Origin of the sequence: Trinickia soli, from assembly GCF_002879855.1 — a bacterium.
Taxonomy (GTDB): domain Bacteria; phylum Pseudomonadota; class Gammaproteobacteria; order Burkholderiales; family Burkholderiaceae; genus Trinickia; species Trinickia soli.
On the sequence record NZ_PNYB01000027.1, the window covers coordinates 1 to 18,674 of the forward strand.

Here is an 18,674-nt window from a genome sequence, read left to right on the forward strand (position 1 = left end):
GTCATGATTCGGCTCCTGTTGAAGAACGAGGCGGATTGCCTCATTCGCCAACATAAAGCCGCGTGACCGGCCTCTCCCTGACCTCCAGCGCCGGACCGTAGCCCCTACCGCGCGAGCGGTTTAGTCCGTCGGCCAATTTGAGACACTCGACGTCGCTGCCTAGATCGTCAACAATCTGTGCGTTCAAGACTGCAGCAACGCAATTGCACCCGACTACGGGACGAATATGGGCTTACGGGGCATGATTTTGGGAGGCAGGGACAAGGGAGTCACCTGGACGCGCCTTGCTTTCGGGAAGTGAGGGCCGGTGTGGCGGTGTCCTTTCGGCCAAGAACCGTCACTCGCGCGCGACGTTCCTTGGACATCTAATCGTCGCCCTGCCCCCTGTGAGGGGCCATTTCGAACGCCGCGCCTCCCCTGTCCAGCCGCGTCCCAAATCATTTTGCGCTGTCTCAGTGGCATGCGTACAATCCGCGCAGTTATCGGAAGAAAACAGCGTGTTCGGGGAGCATAAAAGTGCAAATTACGTTTGACAGGAAGACAGTTAATACTTGTTTGCAGCAGAAATTTGTTCTTCCAACGTATCAGCGAGACTATAAGTGGGAGCCCAAGCATCTTCAGGAACTCCTGGCCGACGTGCAAGAGGCGTTTCTTGTGCAGTGGAAGCCCGCGCACGGGCGAAAGGACGTATTAGGTTACGACCAATATTTCCTCGGCACGATAATTACGACGCAGGTTGCCCAAGGTGGGAAGGCTATTGTGGACGGCCAGCAACGAATAACCACTTTAACCTTGTTGCTTTCCTACGTTCATCGCCTTTCGCAGAAGCATCCGAATGCGGCTTTCTCTCCGGTCGATCAAACAATCCGCCGGAAAGTCGCGGGGCAGAGCGAATTCAACCTCGACTTGGACGCCGCACGCCACCGGCTGTTTGACCTTCTGGTTGACGGGCCGGAAGACGACGAGGACCTGGCTGCGGAAGTGGATTCGATTCCGGATAAAGACCCGGGGACGGAACAACTGTGGGCGTTGTATCAAGAGATCGAAAACTGCTTGGAAGCAGAGATTACGACGAACAACCTTCTCCCACATTTTTTTGATTTTTTGACTGAATGCGTGTGCATGTTCGAGATCGGGGTGCCGCGCGAACAAGACGGACATAAAGTCTTCGTTACGATGAACGATCGAGGATTGAAACTCAGCCCGATCGACTTGTTGAAGGGTTTCTTGCTTTCGAGTATCTCAACCGACGAGGAAAACCATGCTGCACATGCTAAGTGGACGGAGTGTATCCAAAAGCTGAAGGCTCTCGGGAGCGACGAAGATTCGAATTTCTTCAAGACGTGGATTCGAGGTCAGTTCGCTGTCACTATTCGGGGAAAGAAACGTGGAGACGCCCCGGGGGATTTTGAGTTGGTCGGTGATAGCTATCACCGGTGGGTAATGGATAACAAAGAGCTGATCGGGCTAAGGACCAGTGACGATTTTTCGAATCTGCTTACTGGGACGTTGCCATACTTTGTTGATCTTTATTGTCGTGTCAAGCGATGTGAAATCTCTCTGCAGGATAGTCTGCCGCACGTTTTTTATAATGGCGCACGTGATCTGACGCTTCAGACGATGGTCATTATTAGCGCCGTCAAAGCCACTGACACGAGCTCCGAGGCAACAAAAAAAATAAAGGCAATTTCCTATTTCCTTGATTATCTGGCGGTTGTCCGAACGCTAAACGGGAAGGAGAACACCTACGACAACATCAGAGACTTAGTCTTTGATATTGCGAAGGAAGTGCGCGACTTGGACTTGCAAGATCTTCGGGCCAAATTGGTGGCACGAATGGATTCTGAACGAGACAAGCTGTCTGCACTTGTCAATGTGTCATACGACAACGTGAAGCGTCAGAATCTGCTTCATATTTTAGCGCGGCTTGCTGATTATCTTGAAAAATCGGCGGACCAGACTAATAAGGTCGGTTTCGCCGACTTTGTCGATCGAACGCGGGATTCGCGCACATTCGATGTCGAACACATGATTGCTGACAATATGGCAGACGCGAATGCGGACATAACGGCAGCGGGAGGGCAGCCGTTTGGCTCCCCGTCTGAGTTTGCCGCTGCGCGGAATGGCGTTGGTGGGTTGATTCTGTTGCCGCGCGGGCGAAATAGGTCGATGCGAGCGATGGCTTACAGTGAGAAACTTCAGCGCTACGCCAATGAAAACATCTTGGCTCAAACGCTTACGGCTTCGTTCTATTTGAATCAGCCGAATTGGGCACGCTTCTCCGAAGAGACTGGGATCACTTCCCAAGCCGAGCCGTGTGCTGATGCGGCAACTCTTGGGCGGCGGGCGGAATTTTATCTGGCCTTAGCTAGCAAGATTTGGTCGAAGGAGAATCTCGAACGGCTGTTTCAATAGCCCGCGCGCCAGTTCATCGCTGAAGTGTCACTTTATGGCGTGCCGGGGTCACAGCAATGAACACTCGCTGACGCGTGATGGGCAGGAAGGGGGTGACGCCAAGGTGCTCAGTGAATGGCTGCTGTAGTCAGGGAACCGCCGTTATGCCCGATCTATGTCCAAGGACGGAAACGGGTCGATCAGCGTCGGACGATCCGATTGCACATGGTGCCGGCTGGTTGTTGCGATGCAGTATGCAACAGGGCGCATCAACTCCCTAATACGGATACCCCAAAAAGCAAACCCCGGCGACGGCCGGGGTTCTGTGCTTGGCGGCGCGATCGCCTATGAGGCACGGCGATGCCGTGCCACATGTCATGCCACTTCGGTCACGCCAGTTCTGCCACCGGCTCCGTGCCTGCCGCCTCGGCCAATGCGAGCGCCTTGTCGGTCGCTTCCCACGAGAACTCCGGCTCTTCGCGGCCGAAGTGGCCGTAGGCCGCCGTCTTCTCATAGACGGGACGCAGCAGATCGAGCATCTGGATGATGCCCTTCGGACGCAGGTCGAAATGCTCGCGCACGAGCGCCGTGATCGTCGCATCGGACACGCGGCCCGTGCCGAACGTGTTGACCATGACCGAAGTCGGCTGGGCCACGCCGATCGCGTACGAGACCTGGATCAGGCAGCGCGACGCGAGGCCTGCCGCGACGATGTTCTTCGCCACGTAACGGCCGGCGTATGCAGCCGAACGATCCACCTTCGACGGGTCCTTGCCCGAGAACGCACCGCCGCCATGCGGCGCAGCACCGCCGTACGTATCGACGATGATCTTGCGGCCCGTCAAACCGCAGTCGCCTTGCGGGCCGCCGATGACGAAACGGCCGGTCGGGTTGACGAGGAACTTGATGTCGCCCTTGATCAGATCGGCAGGCAGCGTCGGCTTGATCACTTCTTCGATGACGGCTTCGCGCAGCGTCGCGAGTTCGATATCGGGCGAATGCTGCGTCGAAAGCACAACCGTGTCGATCGAATGCGGCTTGCCGTCGACATAGCGCACCGTCACTTGCGACTTCGCATCGGGACGCAGCCACGGCAGACGCCCGTCGCGGCGCAGGCACGCCTGACGCTCGACGAGACGATGCGACAGGTGGATCGGCAACGGCATCAGCTCAGGCGTTTCGTCGCAGGCATAGCCGAACATCAAGCCCTGGTCGCCCGCGCCTTGATCGAGGTTGTTGTCGTGCGCGCGATCGACGCCTTGGGCGATGTCCGGCGATTGCTTGTCGTAGGCGACGAGCACCGCGCAGCCGCGGTAATCGATGCCGTAATCAGTGTTGTCGTAGCCGATGCGCTTGATCGTGTCGCGCGCGATCTGGATGTAGTCGACGTTGGCCGTCGTCGTGATTTCGCCGGCCAGAACGACGAGCCCCGTGTTGCACAGCGTTTCGGCGGCAACACGCGAATATTTGTCTTGCGAAAGAATGGCGTCGAGAATGGCGTCAGAGATCTGATCGGCGACCTTGTCGGGATGGCCTTCAGAGACGGATTCAGACGTGAAGAGATAGTCGTTTGCCACGTTGCAGACTCCTTGGTTACGGTGTTGAGTTCACGTAGCCAGCTTCGGGAGCCTGAAGCGGCGACGCTTTAGCGGATTCCTGTCTCCATCGGACGCTGCTGGCGCCCGGTGGCTTCGCCCCGCAAGTTGTCTATTAACTCGGCGAAGCCCGTATTATAGCGGCTTCTCGAAATTGTCGCAGAGCGAATTGCCGTGCCTTTTTCCTTCTATTCACCCCATTGCGCATTCCATTGCCCGCCGCGCCCGTCCTTGCCCCTGGCCGCCGCGCCGCAGCAGCGCGCCGGATCGACCCGCTTCCCGTTCGAGGCCCGCGCATGTTGAGGCGGATCGGCACAAAGGTGGGCATCGCCTTCCTCAGGTTCCTGGCGATCCTGCCGTACGGTTTCGTCGCGCGGCTGGGCGATGGCCTCGGCTGGCTGCTCTATCAGATTCCCAGCAAGCGCCGGCGCATCGTTCACACGAACCTCGCGCTCTGCTTCCCGCAATGGAGCGAGGAAAAGCGCAAGGACATCGCGCAGAAGCACTTCCGTCACGCGATCCGCAGTTATGTCGAGCGCAGCGTGCAGTGGTTCGGCTCGCTGGAGAAACTCACGAAGCTCGTCGAAGTCGACAGCGAAGTCGATTTGACCGATCCCGACATGCCGCCCACATTGCTGCTCGGCTTTCACTTCGTCGGCATCGAAGCGGGCTCCGTGTTCATCAACGTCGCATTGCAGCGCCAATGCGCGGCGCTCTATCAGCCGATGTCCAACCCCGAGCTCGAAGCAATCGCGAAACAGGCGCGCGGCCGGTTCGGCGCCGACATGGCGAGCCGCGCCGACAGCGCCCGCGTCGTGCTGCGTTGGCTGCGCGAGCGCAAGCCCGTGATGCTGGGCGCCGACATGGACTACGGCTTGCGCAATTCGACCTTCGTGCCGTTCTTCGGCATTCCGACCTGTACGCTCACCGCGGTCGGCCGCTTCGCGCAGGTCGGGCATGCGCAGGTTTTGCCGTTCATCGGCGAAGTGCTGCCGAACTACAAGGGTTATCGGCTCAAAGTCTTCAAACCTTGGGCCAACTACCCGACAGGCGACGACGACGCCGACGCGCGTCGCATGAACGCGTTCCTGGAAGAGCAGATTCCGCGCATCCCCGAGCAGTATTACTGGGTGCATAAGCGCTTCAAGACGCGGCCGCCGGGCATGCCGAGCGTCTACGATTGAGGGGCGATCGGGACGCGCGCCCGACCTCCCGTACAATACCGGGATCATGAAGCTCAAGTTCACCAAGATGCACGGCGCGGGCAACGACTTCGTCGTGCTCGACGGCTTTAGCCGCCCCCTCGCGCTGACGAGCGGCCAGGTGCGCGCGCTCGCCGATCGCCACTTCGGCATCGGCGCCGATCAGCTGCTGCTCGTCGAACGGCCCACCGTCGAAGGCGCCGATTTCAAGTACCGCATCTTCAACTGCGACGGCGGCGAAGTCGAACATTGCGGCAACGGCGCGCGGTGCTTCGTCAGGTTCGTCCGCGATCGCGGGCTGACCGATAAGCGCAGCGTGCGCGTGCAGGTTCATGGCGGGCTCATTACGCTGACGGTGCAGGACAACGGCGAAGTCGTCGTCGATATGGGGCAGCCCGTGTTCGAACCCGCGCTCGTGCCGTTCGACACCGCAGGTTTGACCGGTCGCCCGCAAGGCGCCGGCACGCTTTGGCCCCTCGAAATCGACGGCGCCACGCACTGGATCTCGGTCGTATCGATGGGCAATCCGCACGCCGTATTGGTCGTCGACGACGTCGCCGCCTTCCCCGTCGCGCAACTCGGCCCGAAGATCGAACACCACGTGCGCTTTGCGCAACGCGTCAATGCGGGCTTCATGCAAGTACGATCACGCCAGGAAATTGCTTTGCGCGTATTCGAGCGCGGCGCGGGCGAGACGCTCGCGTGCGGCACGGGCGCGTGCGCGGCCGTCGCCGCGGGGATTCGGGCGGGCTTGCTCGATTCGCCCGTGACGGTCCATGCGCTCGGCGGGACGCTCACGATCGCCTGGGACGGCGCACGCGACGAGCGCGCGCCGCTCATGATGTCGGGCCCCGCCGTCACTGTGTTCGAGGGCGAGATCGATGTCGCCGATCGCGCCTGATGCGGCGTCCGCCCTTTTTTCCCGCTCATCCGCTTTGCTCGCCCCTTTTCCGCCACCATGAACGATCGCGAAGTATCCGAATACCTGCTGGCCAATCCGGAATTCTTTTCGCAGCATGCCGAGCTGCTCGCGGCCATCCGGCTCGCGAACCCGCACGGCAAAGCGGCCGTCTCGCTCCAGGAGCGCCAGATGGACATGCTGCGCGAGAAGAACAAACTGCTCGAGCGGCGCCTTGCCGAACTGCTGCGCTACGGCCATGAGAACGACAGCATCGCCGCGAAGTTCAACCGCTGGACGGCGCGCGTGATCGCCGAACGCGATGCGCACGCGCTGCCGCGCACCGTCGCGCTCGGCCTCATGGAAGTGTTCGACGTGCCGCAGGCGGCGCTGCGTCTGTGGGACGTGGCCGAGACCTATCGCGACGCCGAATTCGCCCGGCAGGTGGGCGAAGAGGTACGCCTGTTCGCCAATGGCCTCGACGCCCCTTATTGCGGCGTCAACACGGGCTTCGAAGCGGCGCAGTGGCTGGTCGTCGGCGACCATGCGAGCCTCGCCGTTGCGGGCGAAACCGCCTCCGGCGAGACGGGTGCGAGTGGCGCTGCCGTGCCGGGCGCAACCCAGTCGGTTGCCTTGCTTGCGCTGCGCGAGCCGCGTTCGAATGGCGGCAATTCAAACGCACTCGCCGGCGAGCAGGAGCAGGACGGCACCCCCTTGGCCCCGGCGTTCGGCTTGCTGGTCATGGGCTCCCCGGATCCGCGCCGATTCCATGAAGGCATGGCGACCGATTTCCTGATGCAGATCGGCACGCTGGCGAGCGCGGCGCTGAGCCGCCTGCTCGCACGCTAAAGCCGCGGCGCGCGTGGCCACGCACGAGCCCCCAGCCGCGTCGCCGGCCGACGCGCAACTGATCGCCGACTATCTCTCGGGCCTCGCGCACGCGCGACGCTTGTCGGAGCATACGCTGCGCAGCTACGCGCACGAGCTCGACATGCTCGTGCAACTGGCCAACGGCCGGCCGCTGGCGAGCCTGGCGGCGCTCGACATGCGCGGCGCCGTCGCCAGGGCTCATGCCGGCGGGCTTTCCGCGCGCTCGATCGCGCACCGCCTCTCGGCTTGGCGCGCGTTCTACCGCTGGCTCGCCGATCGCGTCGAGCTACCGGCCAATCCGGTCGCCACGGTGCGCTCGCCCAAGCAACCCAAGCGTCTGCCCAAAGCACTGTCGGTCGATGACGCGAATGCGCTCATGGAAGCCCGCGGCCCCACCGACGCCGAAGGCCTGCGCGATCATGCGATCCTCGAGCTGTTCTACTCTTCGGGGCTGCGGCTGTCCGAACTCGTCGGTCTCGACGCCGCCTTCGCCGAAGGGGGCGGATACCGCTCGGCCGGGTGGCTCGACATCGCGTCGGCCGAAGTGACCGTGCTCGGCAAAGGCAAACGGCTGCGCACCGTGCCGGTCGGCAGCAAGGCGATCGAGGCGCTGGCCGCCTGGCTCGCGGTGCGCGGCCAGTTCGTGAAGGCCGATCCGCATCCGCTGTTCCTCTCAGTGCGCGGCGCGCGCATGTCGCCGAACGTGGTGCGCGAACGCGTGAAGCGCGCCGCGCTCGCGGCCGGCATCCCCGCCAACGTGCATCCGCACGTGCTGCGCCACTCCTTCGCCACGCACGTGCTGCAATCGAGCGGCGATCTGCGGGCCGTGCAGGAGCTGCTCGGCCATGCGAGCGTGGCGGCGACGCAGATCTACACCTCGCTCGACTTTCAACATCTGGCGCGGATCTACGACACGGCGCACCCGCGCGCCAAGAAGCGCGATTGACGCTCAAGCCCGCGGCCGGCGGCGCACACGCCGCATCAGCACCGCTCAACCCTGTTTTCCGAACTGACCGATGAACACCGTTACGCTCAAGCCCTCGAAGGAAAAATCGCTGCTACGCCGCCATCCGTGGGTGTACGCCAACGCGATCGAGCGCGTCGAGGGCAAGCCCGCGCTGGGGGCGACCGTCATCGTGCGCGCCCACGACGGCCGCTTTCTGGCGCGGGCGGCATACAGCCCGCATTCGCAGATCCGACTGCGCGTTTGGAGCTTCGACGAAGCCGAGCCGATCGACCACGCATTTTTCAAGCGACGCGTGCAACGCGCCGTGGCCCATCGGCAAGCGTTCGTGCGCGACACGGGCGCCGTGCGGCTCATTTTTGGAGAAGCCGACGGCCTGCCCGGGCTGATCGTCGACCACTACGTCGAAGACGTCACCGGCGACTTGAGCGGCGACGCGGGCGGCGGCGCGGGCCGCGGCCAACTGGTCTGTCAGTTCATGGCCGCCGGCGTCGAAGCGTGGAAGGAGGCGATCGTCGCCGCGCTCGTCGGGGCGACCGGATGCCCGCATGTCTACGAGCGCTCGGACGTGTCGATCCGCGAGAAGGAAGGCCTGCAGCAAACGACGGGCGTCCTGGCCGGCGACGCGCCGCCCGATACGCTGGTTACGCGCGAGAACGGCGTGCGCTACCACGTCGACGTCCGCTCCGGCCACAAAACCGGCTTTTATGTCGATCAGCGCGATAATCGTGCGCTCGTGCAGGCCTATGCGGCCGGGCGCGACGTGCTGAACTGCTTTTGCTATACGGGCGGATTTTCTCTGGCGGCATTGGGCGGCGGCGCACGGCGCGTCGTCTCCATCGATTCATCGGGCGAGGCCCTTGCGCTGGCGCGGGCCAATGTCGAGGTAAACGGCTTTGACGCCGAGCGCGCACAGTGGCTCGACGCCGATGCGTTCCGCACGTTGCGCAGCCTCGTCGACGAAGGGGAGCGGTTTGACCTCGTGGTGCTCGACCCGCCGAAGTTCGCGCCGGCGCGCGAGCACGTCGATCGGGCGGCGCGCGCTTATAAGGACATCAATCTGTCGGGCTTCAAGCTGCTGCGGCCGGGCGGCCTGCTGTTCACGTATTCCTGTTCGGGCGCGATCGATGCCGAGCTGTTCCAAAAGATCGTCGCCGGCGCGGCGGCCGACGCGCGCGTGGACGCACGAATCCTGAAGCGCCTGGGTGCGGGACTCGATCATCCGCTGCTCGCGGCGTTTCCCGAAGGCGAATATCTGAAGGGGTTGCTGTTGCAAATCGTGTGAGCGTCCCCATTTGGGAGGCGCTTGTAGTGGCGGCGGCTTAGTGGCGGCGGTTTCTGGCAGGCCCGCCCTGCCCGGCACGCGCGGCTTGTCGTCGCGCCGGCGCATCTGCTTCGGCCTGGGCCGGCGCAAAAGCATCCGCGCCGGTATGCTTCAGTATTTTCGTGGTCGGCTCTCGTGAACCGTCCCTGATTTCCGACTCATAGGCGATTTGAACATGATTCCCGTCACCATCCTGACCGGCTTCCTTGGCAGCGGCAAGACCACGCTGCTCAAGCGCATCCTCAACGAAAAGCACGGGATGAAGATCGCCGTGATCGAAAACGAATTCGGCGAAGAGAACATCGACAACGAAATCCTCGTGCAGAACCAGGCCGAGCAGATCGTGCAAATGAGCAACGGCTGCATCTGCTGCACGATCCGCGGCGATCTGGCGCGTGCGCTGGGCGATCTGGCTGCACGCAAGCGCGCCGGCGAAATCGCCTTCGACCGCGTCGTCATCGAGACGACGGGCCTGGCCAATCCGGGCCCGGTCGCGCAGACGTTCTTCATCGATAGCGAGATCGCCGACGAATTCCTGCTCGATGCAATCATCACGCTCGTCGACGCGAAGCACGCGAACGCGCAACTCGACGAGCATGAGGTCGTGCAGCGCCAGGTCGGTTTCGCCGATCGCTTGTTCGTCACGAAATCCGATCTCGTCGACGAAGCCTTGCTGTCCGACCTGCGGCACCGCCTCGTTCACATGAATCCGAAAGCGACGATCAAGGTCGTCAATTTCGGGGAAGCCGACCTCAAGGAAATCTTCGATCTGCGCGGCTTCAATCTGAACGCGAAGCTCGAAATCGACCCGGACTTCCTGGCCGAGGACGACCACGCTCACGCGCATCATGACCACGACCATGGCCATGCTCATGATCATGAACATGAGCATGATCACGAGCATTGCAACCACGACCATGGTCAATGTGCCCATGACGGGCACGCGCATCACCACCATGCACACCACGACGATCGCATCAAGTCGTTCGTCTATCGAAACGATCGCCCCTTCGATCCCAACAAGCTCGAGGATTTCCTGGGCGGCGTGCTGCAGATCTACGGTGAGCGGCTGCTGCGCTACAAGGGCGTGCTGTACATGAAAGGCGTGGACCGCAAGGTCGTGTTCCAGGGCGTCCATCAGATGATGGGCAGCGACCTCGCGGCCAAATGGCTGCCGGCTGAGAAGAAGACGAACAAAATGGTCTTCATCGGCATCGATTTGCCGCAGGACCTCATTACGGACGGTCTCGACGCCTGTCTCGCCTGATCGGGCCCGGGACGTGGGAAGCCGTACGCCCGCGCCGTGTCGAACGTTCGCTTTTTGCAAGCGCGCGCGCTATATTTTCAGGATAACGAGGGCGCCCCGGCAGGGTTTTCTCTCTTGCGGCGCTGAGAATCGATTCAGTTACAATACGTGCCCGCTGCCAGGGCGGCGGGTTTGCACAGGCGCCGGGAAACCTTATCCGGACAAAGCCTAAACAAAAACAATCGAGACACCGAAAGATACGCGGCGGCAAATCGCGCGCATGCGCAAGGTTGGCTGTGTTGCGACGTATCGAAAGGGTAGAGGTACCCGAGGATCGGTTTCCAGAGGAGTTCGGCCCCGCATCGGCGCGACGGCGTCCAGACGGCCACCGGGCCGCGGGCGTTGGCGCCTTCATGGCACCGCTTGCGGGCAATACGAAAGTGCGGGCAATATGTACGGGTTTTGCCTCACATTGAAGAAGCACGCAGATGACGACGAAACGACTCTTGACCGAAGCCGAAATCCTGAAGATGAGCGAGAAGGATTACATGAACGAGGATCAGCTCGCCTTCTTCAAGAACAGGCTCGAACAGCTTCAGGCGGAGATTCTCCGCAACGCTGGGCAGACGACCGAAAATCTGCGCGAAACGGTGATCGTTCCCGATCCCGCCGATCGCGCGACGATCGAGGAAGAGCATGCGCTGGAACTGCGCACGCGCGATCGCGAACGCAAGCTGCTGAAGAAAGTGCAGCAGTCGCTGGCACGAATCGAGTCCGGCGACTACGGCTGGTGCGAAGAAACGGGCGAGCCGATCGGCATCCCGCGTCTGCTCGCGCGGCCTACGGCTACGCTGTCGCTCGAAGCCCAGGAACGCCGCGAGTTGCGCCAGAAGCTGTTCGGCGATTGACGCACCGGCTCGCGCGGCCCGATGCGCCGCGCATTTTCACGCTGCTTCTCACGAGGCGCGCGGTGTTCCGCGCGCTTTTTGTTTTGTTGGCTTCGGTTCGGCCTTGATCCGGCCTTGATCCGCCCTTCATCCGGCCTTGATCCGATTTCGAGTCGGCCCACGATTCGGTCAGTCACCACGACGCCGATGATGCGCGCTACATCGCGCTGATGTCGCATGTTGCGATTCGATCCGATGATCTAAGGCAAACCTTACCGATACTGCCTGACGGCGGTCCCGGCATCGGTTTGCTCGCCGGCGCCCCTTGATAAAACCGCGGACGCCCTAAAATGGGCTGAATGTGCGCGCTGTAACGCGTTCCCGCGCGGGCGCGGTACGCTCATCCGTTTTTCGCTCGCGCGGCGTCCCGCGTCGCGCGAGCCCCATCCGCATTATCGAGGAACGCACCATGGAGCAATTTCACGGCACGACGATCGTCTCGGTGCGCAACGGCGACAAAGTTGCGCTCGGCGGCGACGGCCAAGTGACGCTCGGCAACATCGTCATGAAAGGCGGCGCAAAAAAAGTGCGGCGCATCTATAACGGCAAGGTGCTGGTCGGCTTCGCCGGCGGCACGGCGGATGCCTTTTCTCTGCTCGACCGCTTCGAGGCGAAACTCGAAAAGCATCAGGGCAACCTGACCCGCGCCGCCGTTGAACTGGCCAAAGACTGGCGCACCGACCGCATGTTGCGCCGGCTTGAAGCGATGCTGATCACGGCCGATTCGCAAACGACGCTCGTCATCACGGGCAACGGCGACGTGCTCGACCCCGAGGGCGGGATTTGCGCGATCGGATCGGGCGGCGCCTACGCGCAGGCCGCTGCGCGCGCGCTCGCCGACAACACGGCGCTGTCGCCGCGCGAAATCGTCGAAAAGTCGCTCGAGATCGCCGGCGAAATGTGCATTTACACGAACCATAACCGCGTCATCGAGACGATCGAGTAAGTGAGGTAAGGAACCGATGAGCACCATGACCCCGGCCGAGATCGTCTCGGAACTCGATAAGCACATCATCGGCCAGAACAAGGCGAAGAAAGCCGTGGCCGTCGCATTGCGCAACCGCTGGCGGCGACAGCAGGTGGCCGAGCCGTTGCGCCAGGAAATCACGCCGAAGAACATTTTGATGATCGGGCCGACGGGCGTCGGCAAGACCGAGATCGCCCGGCGTCTGGCCAAGCTCGCCGACGCGCCGTTCATCAAGATCGAGGCGACGAAGTTCACGGAAGTGGGCTATGTCGGCCGAGACGTGGACAGCATCGTGCGCGACCTGATCGAAATCGCGCTGAAGCAGACGCGCGAATCGGAGATGCGCAAAGTACGCTCGAAAGCACAGGACCAGGCGGAGGATCGCATCCTCGACACCCTGTTGCCGAGCGCTCGGCCGGTCGGTTTTGGCTCGGCCGTTGCGAGCGAGGCGCCCGCCGGCGATAACGCCACGCGCCAAACGTTCCGCAAGCGCCTGCGCGAAGGCCAGCTCGACGACAAGGAGATCGAGCTCGACGTCGAGTTGCCGCAAGCCAGCATGGACATCATGGGGCCGCCGGGCATGGAGGACATGACGGAGCAGATTCGTTCGATGTTCGCCAATCTCGGCGGTGGCAAGAAAACGCGCCGCAAGCTCAAGGTGGCGGAGGCGCTGAAGGTGCTGACCGACGAAGAAGCGTCGAAGATGCTCAACGACGAGGAAGTGAAGGCGAAAGCCGTGCAGAACGTCGAGCAAAACGGCATCGTGTTTCTCGACGAAATCGACAAGATCGCCTCGCGCAGCGAAGCGGGCGGCGCGGAAGTCTCGCGCCAGGGCGTGCAGCGCGATTTGCTGCCGCTCGTCGAAGGCACGACGATCAACACGCGCTACGGCATGGTAAAGACCGATCACATCCTCTTTATCGCAAGCGGCGCGTTCCACTTGTCCAAGCCGAGCGATTTGATTCCCGAGTTGCAGGGGCGTTTTCCGATTCGCGTCGAACTCGATTCGCTGTCGGTCGAGGATTTCGAATCGATTCTCGTCGCGACCGATGCGAGCCTCGTGAAGCAGTATCAAGCGCTGCTCGCCACCGAAGACGTCGAGCTCGAGTTCGCCCCGGACGGGATCAAGCGCATGGCGGAGATCGCGTTCTCGGTCAACGAGCGCACCGAGAATATCGGCGCGCGCCGGCTTTATACGGTGATCGAGAAGCTGCTCGAAGAGGTGTCGTTCTCCGCCGGCAACCACACCGGGAAGAAGGTGATGATCGACGCGGCCTACGTGGATCGCGCGCTGGGCGAAGTGGCGCAAAGCGAGGACTTGTCGCGGTACGTGTTGTAACCCGCTGAAAGCGCAGCATAGGGGATGCCCAGAGCCCATCGGATCGATGGGCTCTTTCGTCTCTGGCGGGCCTCCCACTTCATGACCGTAATCGCCAAGCTAAACAACGAGGCCGTGTCGATCGTAGCAACCCGCGCGGACATGTTAGTGTCGGCCTTGCCGGCCTTCACCTTTCGCCATTCGGACACCCCACGGGTGTCTGGCACAGACATCGCCTGAAGTGGGCCGGCCGTGATTCGGGCGAAGGAGAAACCTCGATGCCGCAGCCATCCGATGATTTCGCACTCACGCCGATCGGCTATATCCGGTCGACACTCGGGAACGTGACCGAAGCGCCCCATCAAGGTACCGAAGGGGCGCCCGACGCCTGGATCGAGCTTGATCCGAAGTACGTCGAAGGATTGACCGGGCTATCGCGCGGCAATGAAATACTCGTGCTCGCGTGGTTCCACCGAGCCGATCGCAGCAAGCTTGTCGTTCACCCTCGCGGTGAGCGCGACCGGCCGCTGACAGGCGTTTTCGCGACGCGCTCGCCGCACCGGCCCAATCCGATCGGCCTGCACCGCGTGACGATTCGCGAAATCGCGGGCAACCGGTTACAGGTTGGCCCCATCGAAGCAATCGATGGCACACCCATTGTCGACATCAAGATCGTGATCGGAACAGACGATTAGATTTTGCTCCGGCGATCGCGCCCATCATATGCCGTGGTGAAGCCATGGAGTGAGGAAGGCACGCATCCTCTAGTCTGATTTGAATCAGCGGAACGATTTGAGACGCTTTTTTGCGTCGATGATCGTGTCCCCGCCACACGGTGGGCCATCAATCCGCTGTTCATTCGGAAAGGAGCAAATTCGTGCGCATTTCCCTAGACCACGCAACAAAGCATCGTATTCCGGCGGCACTATCGGCAGCTGCATCGCTGTTGTGTCTCTGTTTGACGGCCAAGGCGGCCCACGCCGCACGCGCGCCGCTCGCCCCTCAGGCACAACTCACCGACGGCATCGTCGAGGGCGTCAGGCTCCGCGGTGAACACAAAGACGTGCGTGTCTTTCGCGGCATCCCGTACGCTGCACCGCCCGTGGACGATTTTCGTTTTCGCGAGCCACAACCGGTCGCCCGCTGGGCCGGGGTACACAACGCGCGGCAATTCGGCCCTCGCTGCATGCAAACGAACGTTGCCGGCAAGTTGGACTTCCGGTCGACGACAATGAGCGAAGACTGCCTTTATCTGAACGTCTGGACGAGCGCGAACGGCGCGGGCGCCAAGCAACCGGTTCTCGTTTATTTCCACGGGGGCGCATTCGTGTCGGGCGACGGCTCCGAACCACGCTACGACGGCGCTCAGCTCGCGTCGCGCGGCATCGTCGCCGTCACCGTGAACTATCGGCTCGGTGCATTCGGCTTCCTCGCGCCGCCGGGTGCGGCAAGCGAGTCGTCGCACGGCACCGCCGGAAATTACGGTCTGCTCGATCAGGTCGCGGCGCTGCGCTGGGTGCGTGACAACATTGCTCAATTCGGCGGCGATCCGTCCAAAGTCACGATCGCGGGCAACTCGGCCGGATCGGTTGCGGTCAGCGCTCACATGGCCTCGCCCCTGTCGCGCGGCTTGTTCGCGCGCGCCATCGGCCAGAGCGGCGCGGCGTTTGCGCCGAATGCCATGTGGACACGCGAAGAAGCCGAACGCGCAACGAATGAGTTTTCGGCCCGCGTCGGCGCATCCTCGCTGCAGCAGTTGCGCTCACTGCCCGCGCGAACGCTGCTCACGGCCGCCGCGCAGCCGCAGCGCTCGTACGAGCCGATGACGTTTCGGCCGAGCATCGACGGCTACTTCCTGACCGAGACGCCCGAGCAGGTGTTCGCACGAGGCGGACAAACCCAGGTTCCGCTCATGCTCGGATCGAACGCGCACGAAGCGGTTTCGCACGCGCCCGTCGACGAGCACCGCCTCCTGCCGCTCAATGAAAAGCTCGCGAGGTTCCGCGACCAGATTGACGAAGTGCTCGCCCATTACCCCGGCAACGCCAACGTGAGCCAAAGCACGCAACGATGGATGGATCTGCATCGGCAGACCGGTCAAGCGCCGATCTTCTATTACCGTTACACGCAGCAGTTGCCCGCAGAGACGGAAACGCCGGCGGGACCGGTCGCGCCGCCGATGCTCGGGGTGGCGCACGACGCTCAGGTGCCGTACGCGCTCGGCAATCTGGACAGCCTGCGGCGCTTCGGTTGGAAGGCGGCCGATTACGACGTTTCTCGTATCTTCTCCCGATATCTCGAGCAGTTCGTGAAGACCGGCGATCCTAACGGCGCTCAGGCGGGTGGCGAGGGATCGCCGGCCATCGAACCGGGGTCGCGAAGGACCGGCCCGGTGCCTACCTGGCCCGCTTCGCGCGTTGAGAACCAGGGTACTTTGGTTCAGGTAATCGGCGAAAACACTCATTCTGTGTGGGATCGGCCGGCATCGACGCAGGAACTCGCTCAGCAGCCCGAGAGCGGGCAACCCATGACCGCGGCGGAGCCGGCTGCTCGATAGCGCACTGGCGGTCTTGCCTGTAGGTGGGCCATCGGCTTGCATCGGATGAAGGCCGGTGGCCCAAGCGCTGGACGTCTCATTTCTGCCAGGCTGGCGCACCTTTCCGACAGCCAGCTGCCCCGATCGGCATGGAGCGCGCGGTCAATGCACACGGGCGAGCGACGGGCAGCGTTCCCTGGCCCGGCACCCGGCCCACCTGCGCTCACTGCTTCACCGGGCGCTTCGCCAGCTTGCGCTGCAATGTCCGACGATGCATGTTCAACGCGCGCGCCGTGGCCGAGATATTGCCGCCGTTCTCGGCCAGCGCCCGCTGAATGTGTTCCCATTCGAGTCGTGCCACCGAGAGCAGTGTCGGATGTTCGATCGCGGCTTCGGCCTGTGCCTCGCTTGCCTCGCTCTGCAGCGCCGCCAGGATCGATTCCACGTTGGCCGGCTTGGCGAGGTAGTTGTCGGCGCCGTCTTTGACGGCCTGCACCGCAGTGGCAATGCTCGCGTACCCCGTCAGCACGAGCATGCGCGCATCAGGTTGCAGGTCGCGCAGCGGCGCGACGAGGCTCAACCCCGAATCGCTGCCCAGATGGAGGTCGACCGTAATGCAGTCGAATCGATGTTGATTCGCCAGCGCAATGGCCTCTTCGGCGTTATGCGCCTGATGCGTCGTATAGCCGCGACGCGTCAGCCCGCGCGCCAGGATGCCCGCGAACACCTCGTCGTCGTCGATGACGAGAAAGTTCATCTCGCTCATAGTTCGTTCTCCTTATTCGAAATTGAAACCGCGGCGCGCCGCGGTGTACCGTCGTCCTTCGCCGCGGGCACGCGCAACACTGCGCGCGTGCCACGCGGTTCCCCGTCCAGCAGCTCGATCGAGCCGTTCAGGCGCGCGGCCGCCGCGAACGCGAGGTACAGGCCCACGCCATGGCCGCCTTGCGTGCTGTCCACTGGCGCACTGCCGAGCTTCGTGCGCAGCGCCGGTGCGATACCCGGCCCCGAGTCGCACACCTGGAATTCGATGAAACCGTCCGTCAAAGCGGCGGCAAGCCTGACGCCGTCGCGACTCACCCGCGCGGCGTTGTCGAGCAGAATCGTCAATATCTGCCCCACGGCGGCCGTTTCGTCCAACCAGGTGTCGTCGATCGCCGCGGCCAGCCGCACAAACTTCACGTGCGGATGGCGCAAGCGCCATTGCTCGCAAAAGCTCGCCAGCCACGCGTCGAGCCGCTCACGAGCCGGCGCTACCGAAGCGCGGCTGCGCAACCGGGCGAGCGCCGAGGTGCAGAGCGTCATTTGCTGTTCGAGCAGCGCGAAATCGTCGACGTACGCAGCGAGCGCCTGATCCGTGCGCGCGGCCTCGCGCAACTCTTCGGTCAGCATGGCGATCGTCGAAAGCGGCGTGCCCATCTCGTGCGCGACCGTCGCCGCCTGCACGCCGAGCGCGACCGCTCGCTCGTCGCGCAAGAGCCGCTGCTGTGCGTCGCCGAGCGCGGCATCGCGCTGCCGCAACGCGCTCGACATGCGTGCGACGAACCACGCGATCAGCCCCACGCTCACCATGAAGTTCACCCACATGCCCGTGCGGTAGTAGTCGAACAGGTTCGCGGGATTGTCCATGTTCAGCGGCACGGAATCGAAACCGAGCGCGATATAGCAGCACATCGCGAATATCGCGAGCCAGATCATGTGACGCCAGGGCAACACGGCCGCCGCGATCGCCAGCGACGGCAAATAGAGCGAGACAAACGGATTGGTGGTGCCGCCTGACAAAAACAGCAGGGCCGATAATGCGCCGAGGTCGACCCACAACTGCCCCAACAATTCGAGATCCGTTTCAGGCCGCGCGCTCGCGACGCGGAACCACGTGCCCGCGTTGAAAATCGCTTCGAGCGCGATGATGATCAGCATCGCCGGCAGCGGCAAATGAACGCCGAAAAACTGCTGCACGACGGCGATCGTCACGAGCTGCCCGATGATGGCCAGACAGCGCAACCAAAAGAGGTGTCCGAGATTCACGCGACCGGTATTCGTAATACGTTGCATCGCAATTCAGAGAGTCGGGGTGTCGCCCGTGCCCGCGCCCGCGGCGCCGGCAGCGGCAAGGGCGTCGGCATAGCAGGCCGGGCAGATGCATTGGGTTGGCCGCCCGCCGCCTTGCGCCGCTTCGGCCGGCAGCGCCGGCATGTCGGCGCACCAGCATTTGAACGGTCGCGAGGCCCTCCCGCAATCGAATGCCACGCCGCATCGCGGGCAACGTGCGCGAGGTTCCGATTCCGGCCCGCGGTCTGAAACATCCATGGACGCCATCCCTCGTCGACAATCAAGCAAAAAAATGTGTAAAAACAACACGATGAGGCCATGATGCCAGCCTTCTTGGCATGCCGCATGCATCTTTGTCAAA

Annotated in this window: 16 protein-coding genes; 12 read left to right on the plus strand and 4 right to left on the minus strand. The window is 62.7% G+C overall.

Annotated features, from left to right (window positions below):
• The first annotated feature begins 516 nt into the window (after positions 1-516).
• Positions 517-2,415, plus strand: coding sequence for a GmrSD restriction endonuclease domain-containing protein (locus tag C0Z19_RS28340; protein WP_158243055.1), 1,899 nt, complete (start codon positions 517-519; stop codon positions 2,413-2,415).
• Positions 2,416-2,783: 368 nt separating this feature from the next.
• On the opposite strand, the gene metK is transcribed toward C0Z19_RS28340, so the two are convergent.
• Entirely contained in the window at positions 2,784-3,971 is a 1,188-nt protein-coding gene (gene metK / locus C0Z19_RS23430) for a methionine adenosyltransferase (RefSeq protein ID WP_102612237.1), read from the minus strand.
• Between the two features lie 314 nt (positions 3,972-4,285).
• Here metK and C0Z19_RS23435 point away from each other — a divergent pair, with 314 nt between their 5' ends.
• The 11 genes from C0Z19_RS23435 (at position 4,286) to C0Z19_RS23485 (ending at position 16,282) form a co-directional block, all read left to right on the plus strand.
• Complete coding sequence (locus C0Z19_RS23435) at positions 4,286-5,173, plus strand: lipid A biosynthesis lauroyl acyltransferase (protein ID WP_102612238.1); 888 nt, start codon at positions 4,286-4,288, stop codon at positions 5,171-5,173.
• A gap of 46 nt (positions 5,174-5,219) precedes the next feature.
• Complete coding sequence (gene dapF / locus C0Z19_RS23440; protein ID WP_102612239.1) at positions 5,220-6,092, plus strand: diaminopimelate epimerase; 873 nt, start codon at positions 5,220-5,222, stop codon at positions 6,090-6,092.
• Positions 6,093-6,149: 57 nt separating this feature from the next.
• Positions 6,150-6,938: a DUF484 family protein gene (locus C0Z19_RS23445; RefSeq protein WP_102612240.1), complete on the plus strand. Its 789-nt coding sequence runs from the start codon at positions 6,150-6,152 to the stop codon at positions 6,936-6,938.
• 13 nt (positions 6,939-6,951) lie between these two features.
• Positions 6,952-7,905, plus strand: a complete 954-nt coding sequence (gene xerC / locus C0Z19_RS23450) for a tyrosine recombinase XerC (RefSeq protein ID WP_425330305.1) — start codon at positions 6,952-6,954, stop codon at positions 7,903-7,905.
• Positions 7,906-7,975: 70 nt separating this feature from the next.
• Complete coding sequence (locus C0Z19_RS23455; RefSeq protein WP_102612241.1) at positions 7,976-9,208, plus strand: class I SAM-dependent rRNA methyltransferase; 1,233 nt, start codon at positions 7,976-7,978, stop codon at positions 9,206-9,208.
• 214 nt (positions 9,209-9,422) lie between these two features.
• Positions 9,423-10,514, plus strand: a complete 1,092-nt coding sequence (locus C0Z19_RS23460; RefSeq protein ID WP_102612242.1) for a CobW family GTP-binding protein — start codon at positions 9,423-9,425, stop codon at positions 10,512-10,514.
• A 467-nt stretch (positions 10,515-10,981) separates the two neighbouring features.
• Entirely contained in the window at positions 10,982-11,401 is a 420-nt protein-coding gene (dksA, locus tag C0Z19_RS23465; RefSeq protein ID WP_102612243.1) for an RNA polymerase-binding protein DksA, read from the plus strand.
• Between the two features lie 448 nt (positions 11,402-11,849).
• Positions 11,850-12,386, plus strand: coding sequence for an ATP-dependent protease subunit HslV (gene hslV / locus C0Z19_RS23470; RefSeq protein ID WP_102612244.1), 537 nt, complete (start codon positions 11,850-11,852; stop codon positions 12,384-12,386).
• A gap of 16 nt (positions 12,387-12,402) precedes the next feature.
• Positions 12,403-13,746, plus strand: coding sequence for an ATP-dependent protease ATPase subunit HslU (gene hslU / locus C0Z19_RS23475; RefSeq protein WP_102612245.1), 1,344 nt, complete (start codon positions 12,403-12,405; stop codon positions 13,744-13,746).
• 257 nt (positions 13,747-14,003) lie between these two features.
• Positions 14,004-14,420 (plus strand): tRNA (N6-threonylcarbamoyladenosine(37)-N6)-methyltransferase TrmO, encoded by a 417-nt coding sequence (gene tsaA, locus C0Z19_RS23480; protein ID WP_102612246.1) that lies wholly within the window; start codon positions 14,004-14,006, stop codon positions 14,418-14,420.
• Positions 14,421-14,602: 182 nt separating this feature from the next.
• Positions 14,603-16,282: a carboxylesterase/lipase family protein gene (locus tag C0Z19_RS23485; RefSeq protein ID WP_233196265.1), complete on the plus strand. Its 1,680-nt coding sequence runs from the start codon at positions 14,603-14,605 to the stop codon at positions 16,280-16,282.
• Between the two features lie 202 nt (positions 16,283-16,484).
• On the opposite strand, the gene C0Z19_RS23490 is transcribed toward C0Z19_RS23485, so the two are convergent.
• From C0Z19_RS23490 to C0Z19_RS23500, 3 genes are read right to left on the minus strand one after another with little or no spacing between them, the layout of a single operon-like run.
• Positions 16,485-17,027 carry a response regulator transcription factor gene (locus tag C0Z19_RS23490; protein ID WP_102612247.1) on the minus strand — a complete coding sequence of 181 codons (543 nt, stop codon included), beginning with the start codon at positions 17,025-17,027 and terminating at the stop codon, positions 16,485-16,487.
• Positions 17,024-18,316 (minus strand): ATP-binding protein, encoded by a 1,293-nt coding sequence (locus tag C0Z19_RS23495; protein ID WP_102612248.1) that lies wholly within the window; start codon positions 18,314-18,316, stop codon positions 17,024-17,026. Before C0Z19_RS23495 ends, C0Z19_RS23490 begins: the two co-directional genes overlap by 4 nt.
• Positions 18,317-18,322: 6 nt before the next feature.
• Positions 18,323-18,664: a cysteine-rich CWC family protein gene (locus C0Z19_RS23500; protein ID WP_425330306.1), complete on the minus strand. Its 342-nt coding sequence runs from the start codon at positions 18,662-18,664 to the stop codon at positions 18,323-18,325.
• Between the last annotated feature and the right edge of the window lie 10 nt (positions 18,665-18,674).

Bases quoted from the DNA above. Each gene is read 5' to 3' on its own strand.
- C0Z19_RS23455 (WP_102612241.1), top strand. From the start codon at position 7,976: ATGAACACCGTTACGCTCAAGCCCTCGAAGGAAAAATCGCTGCTACGC.
- C0Z19_RS23500 (WP_425330306.1), bottom strand. From the start codon at position 18,664: ATGCATGCGGCATGCCAAGAAGGCTGGCATCATGGCCTCATCGTGTTG.
- tsaA (WP_102612246.1), top strand. From the start codon at position 14,004: ATGCCGCAGCCATCCGATGATTTCGCACTCACGCCGATCGGCTATATC.
- C0Z19_RS23460 (WP_102612242.1), top strand. From the start codon at position 9,423: ATGATTCCCGTCACCATCCTGACCGGCTTCCTTGGCAGCGGCAAGACC.
- C0Z19_RS23495 (WP_102612248.1), bottom strand. From the start codon at position 18,316: ATGCAACGTATTACGAATACCGGTCGCGTGAATCTCGGACACCTCTTT.
- dksA (WP_102612243.1), top strand. From the start codon at position 10,982: ATGACGACGAAACGACTCTTGACCGAAGCCGAAATCCTGAAGATGAGC.
- C0Z19_RS23445 (WP_102612240.1), top strand. From the start codon at position 6,150: ATGAACGATCGCGAAGTATCCGAATACCTGCTGGCCAATCCGGAATTC.
- hslU (WP_102612245.1), top strand. From the start codon at position 12,403: ATGAGCACCATGACCCCGGCCGAGATCGTCTCGGAACTCGATAAGCAC.
- C0Z19_RS23490 (WP_102612247.1), bottom strand. From the start codon at position 17,027: ATGAGCGAGATGAACTTTCTCGTCATCGACGACGACGAGGTGTTCGCG.
- dapF (WP_102612239.1), top strand. From the start codon at position 5,220: ATGAAGCTCAAGTTCACCAAGATGCACGGCGCGGGCAACGACTTCGTC.
- C0Z19_RS23435 (WP_102612238.1), top strand. From the start codon at position 4,286: ATGTTGAGGCGGATCGGCACAAAGGTGGGCATCGCCTTCCTCAGGTTC.
- hslV (WP_102612244.1), top strand. From the start codon at position 11,850: ATGGAGCAATTTCACGGCACGACGATCGTCTCGGTGCGCAACGGCGAC.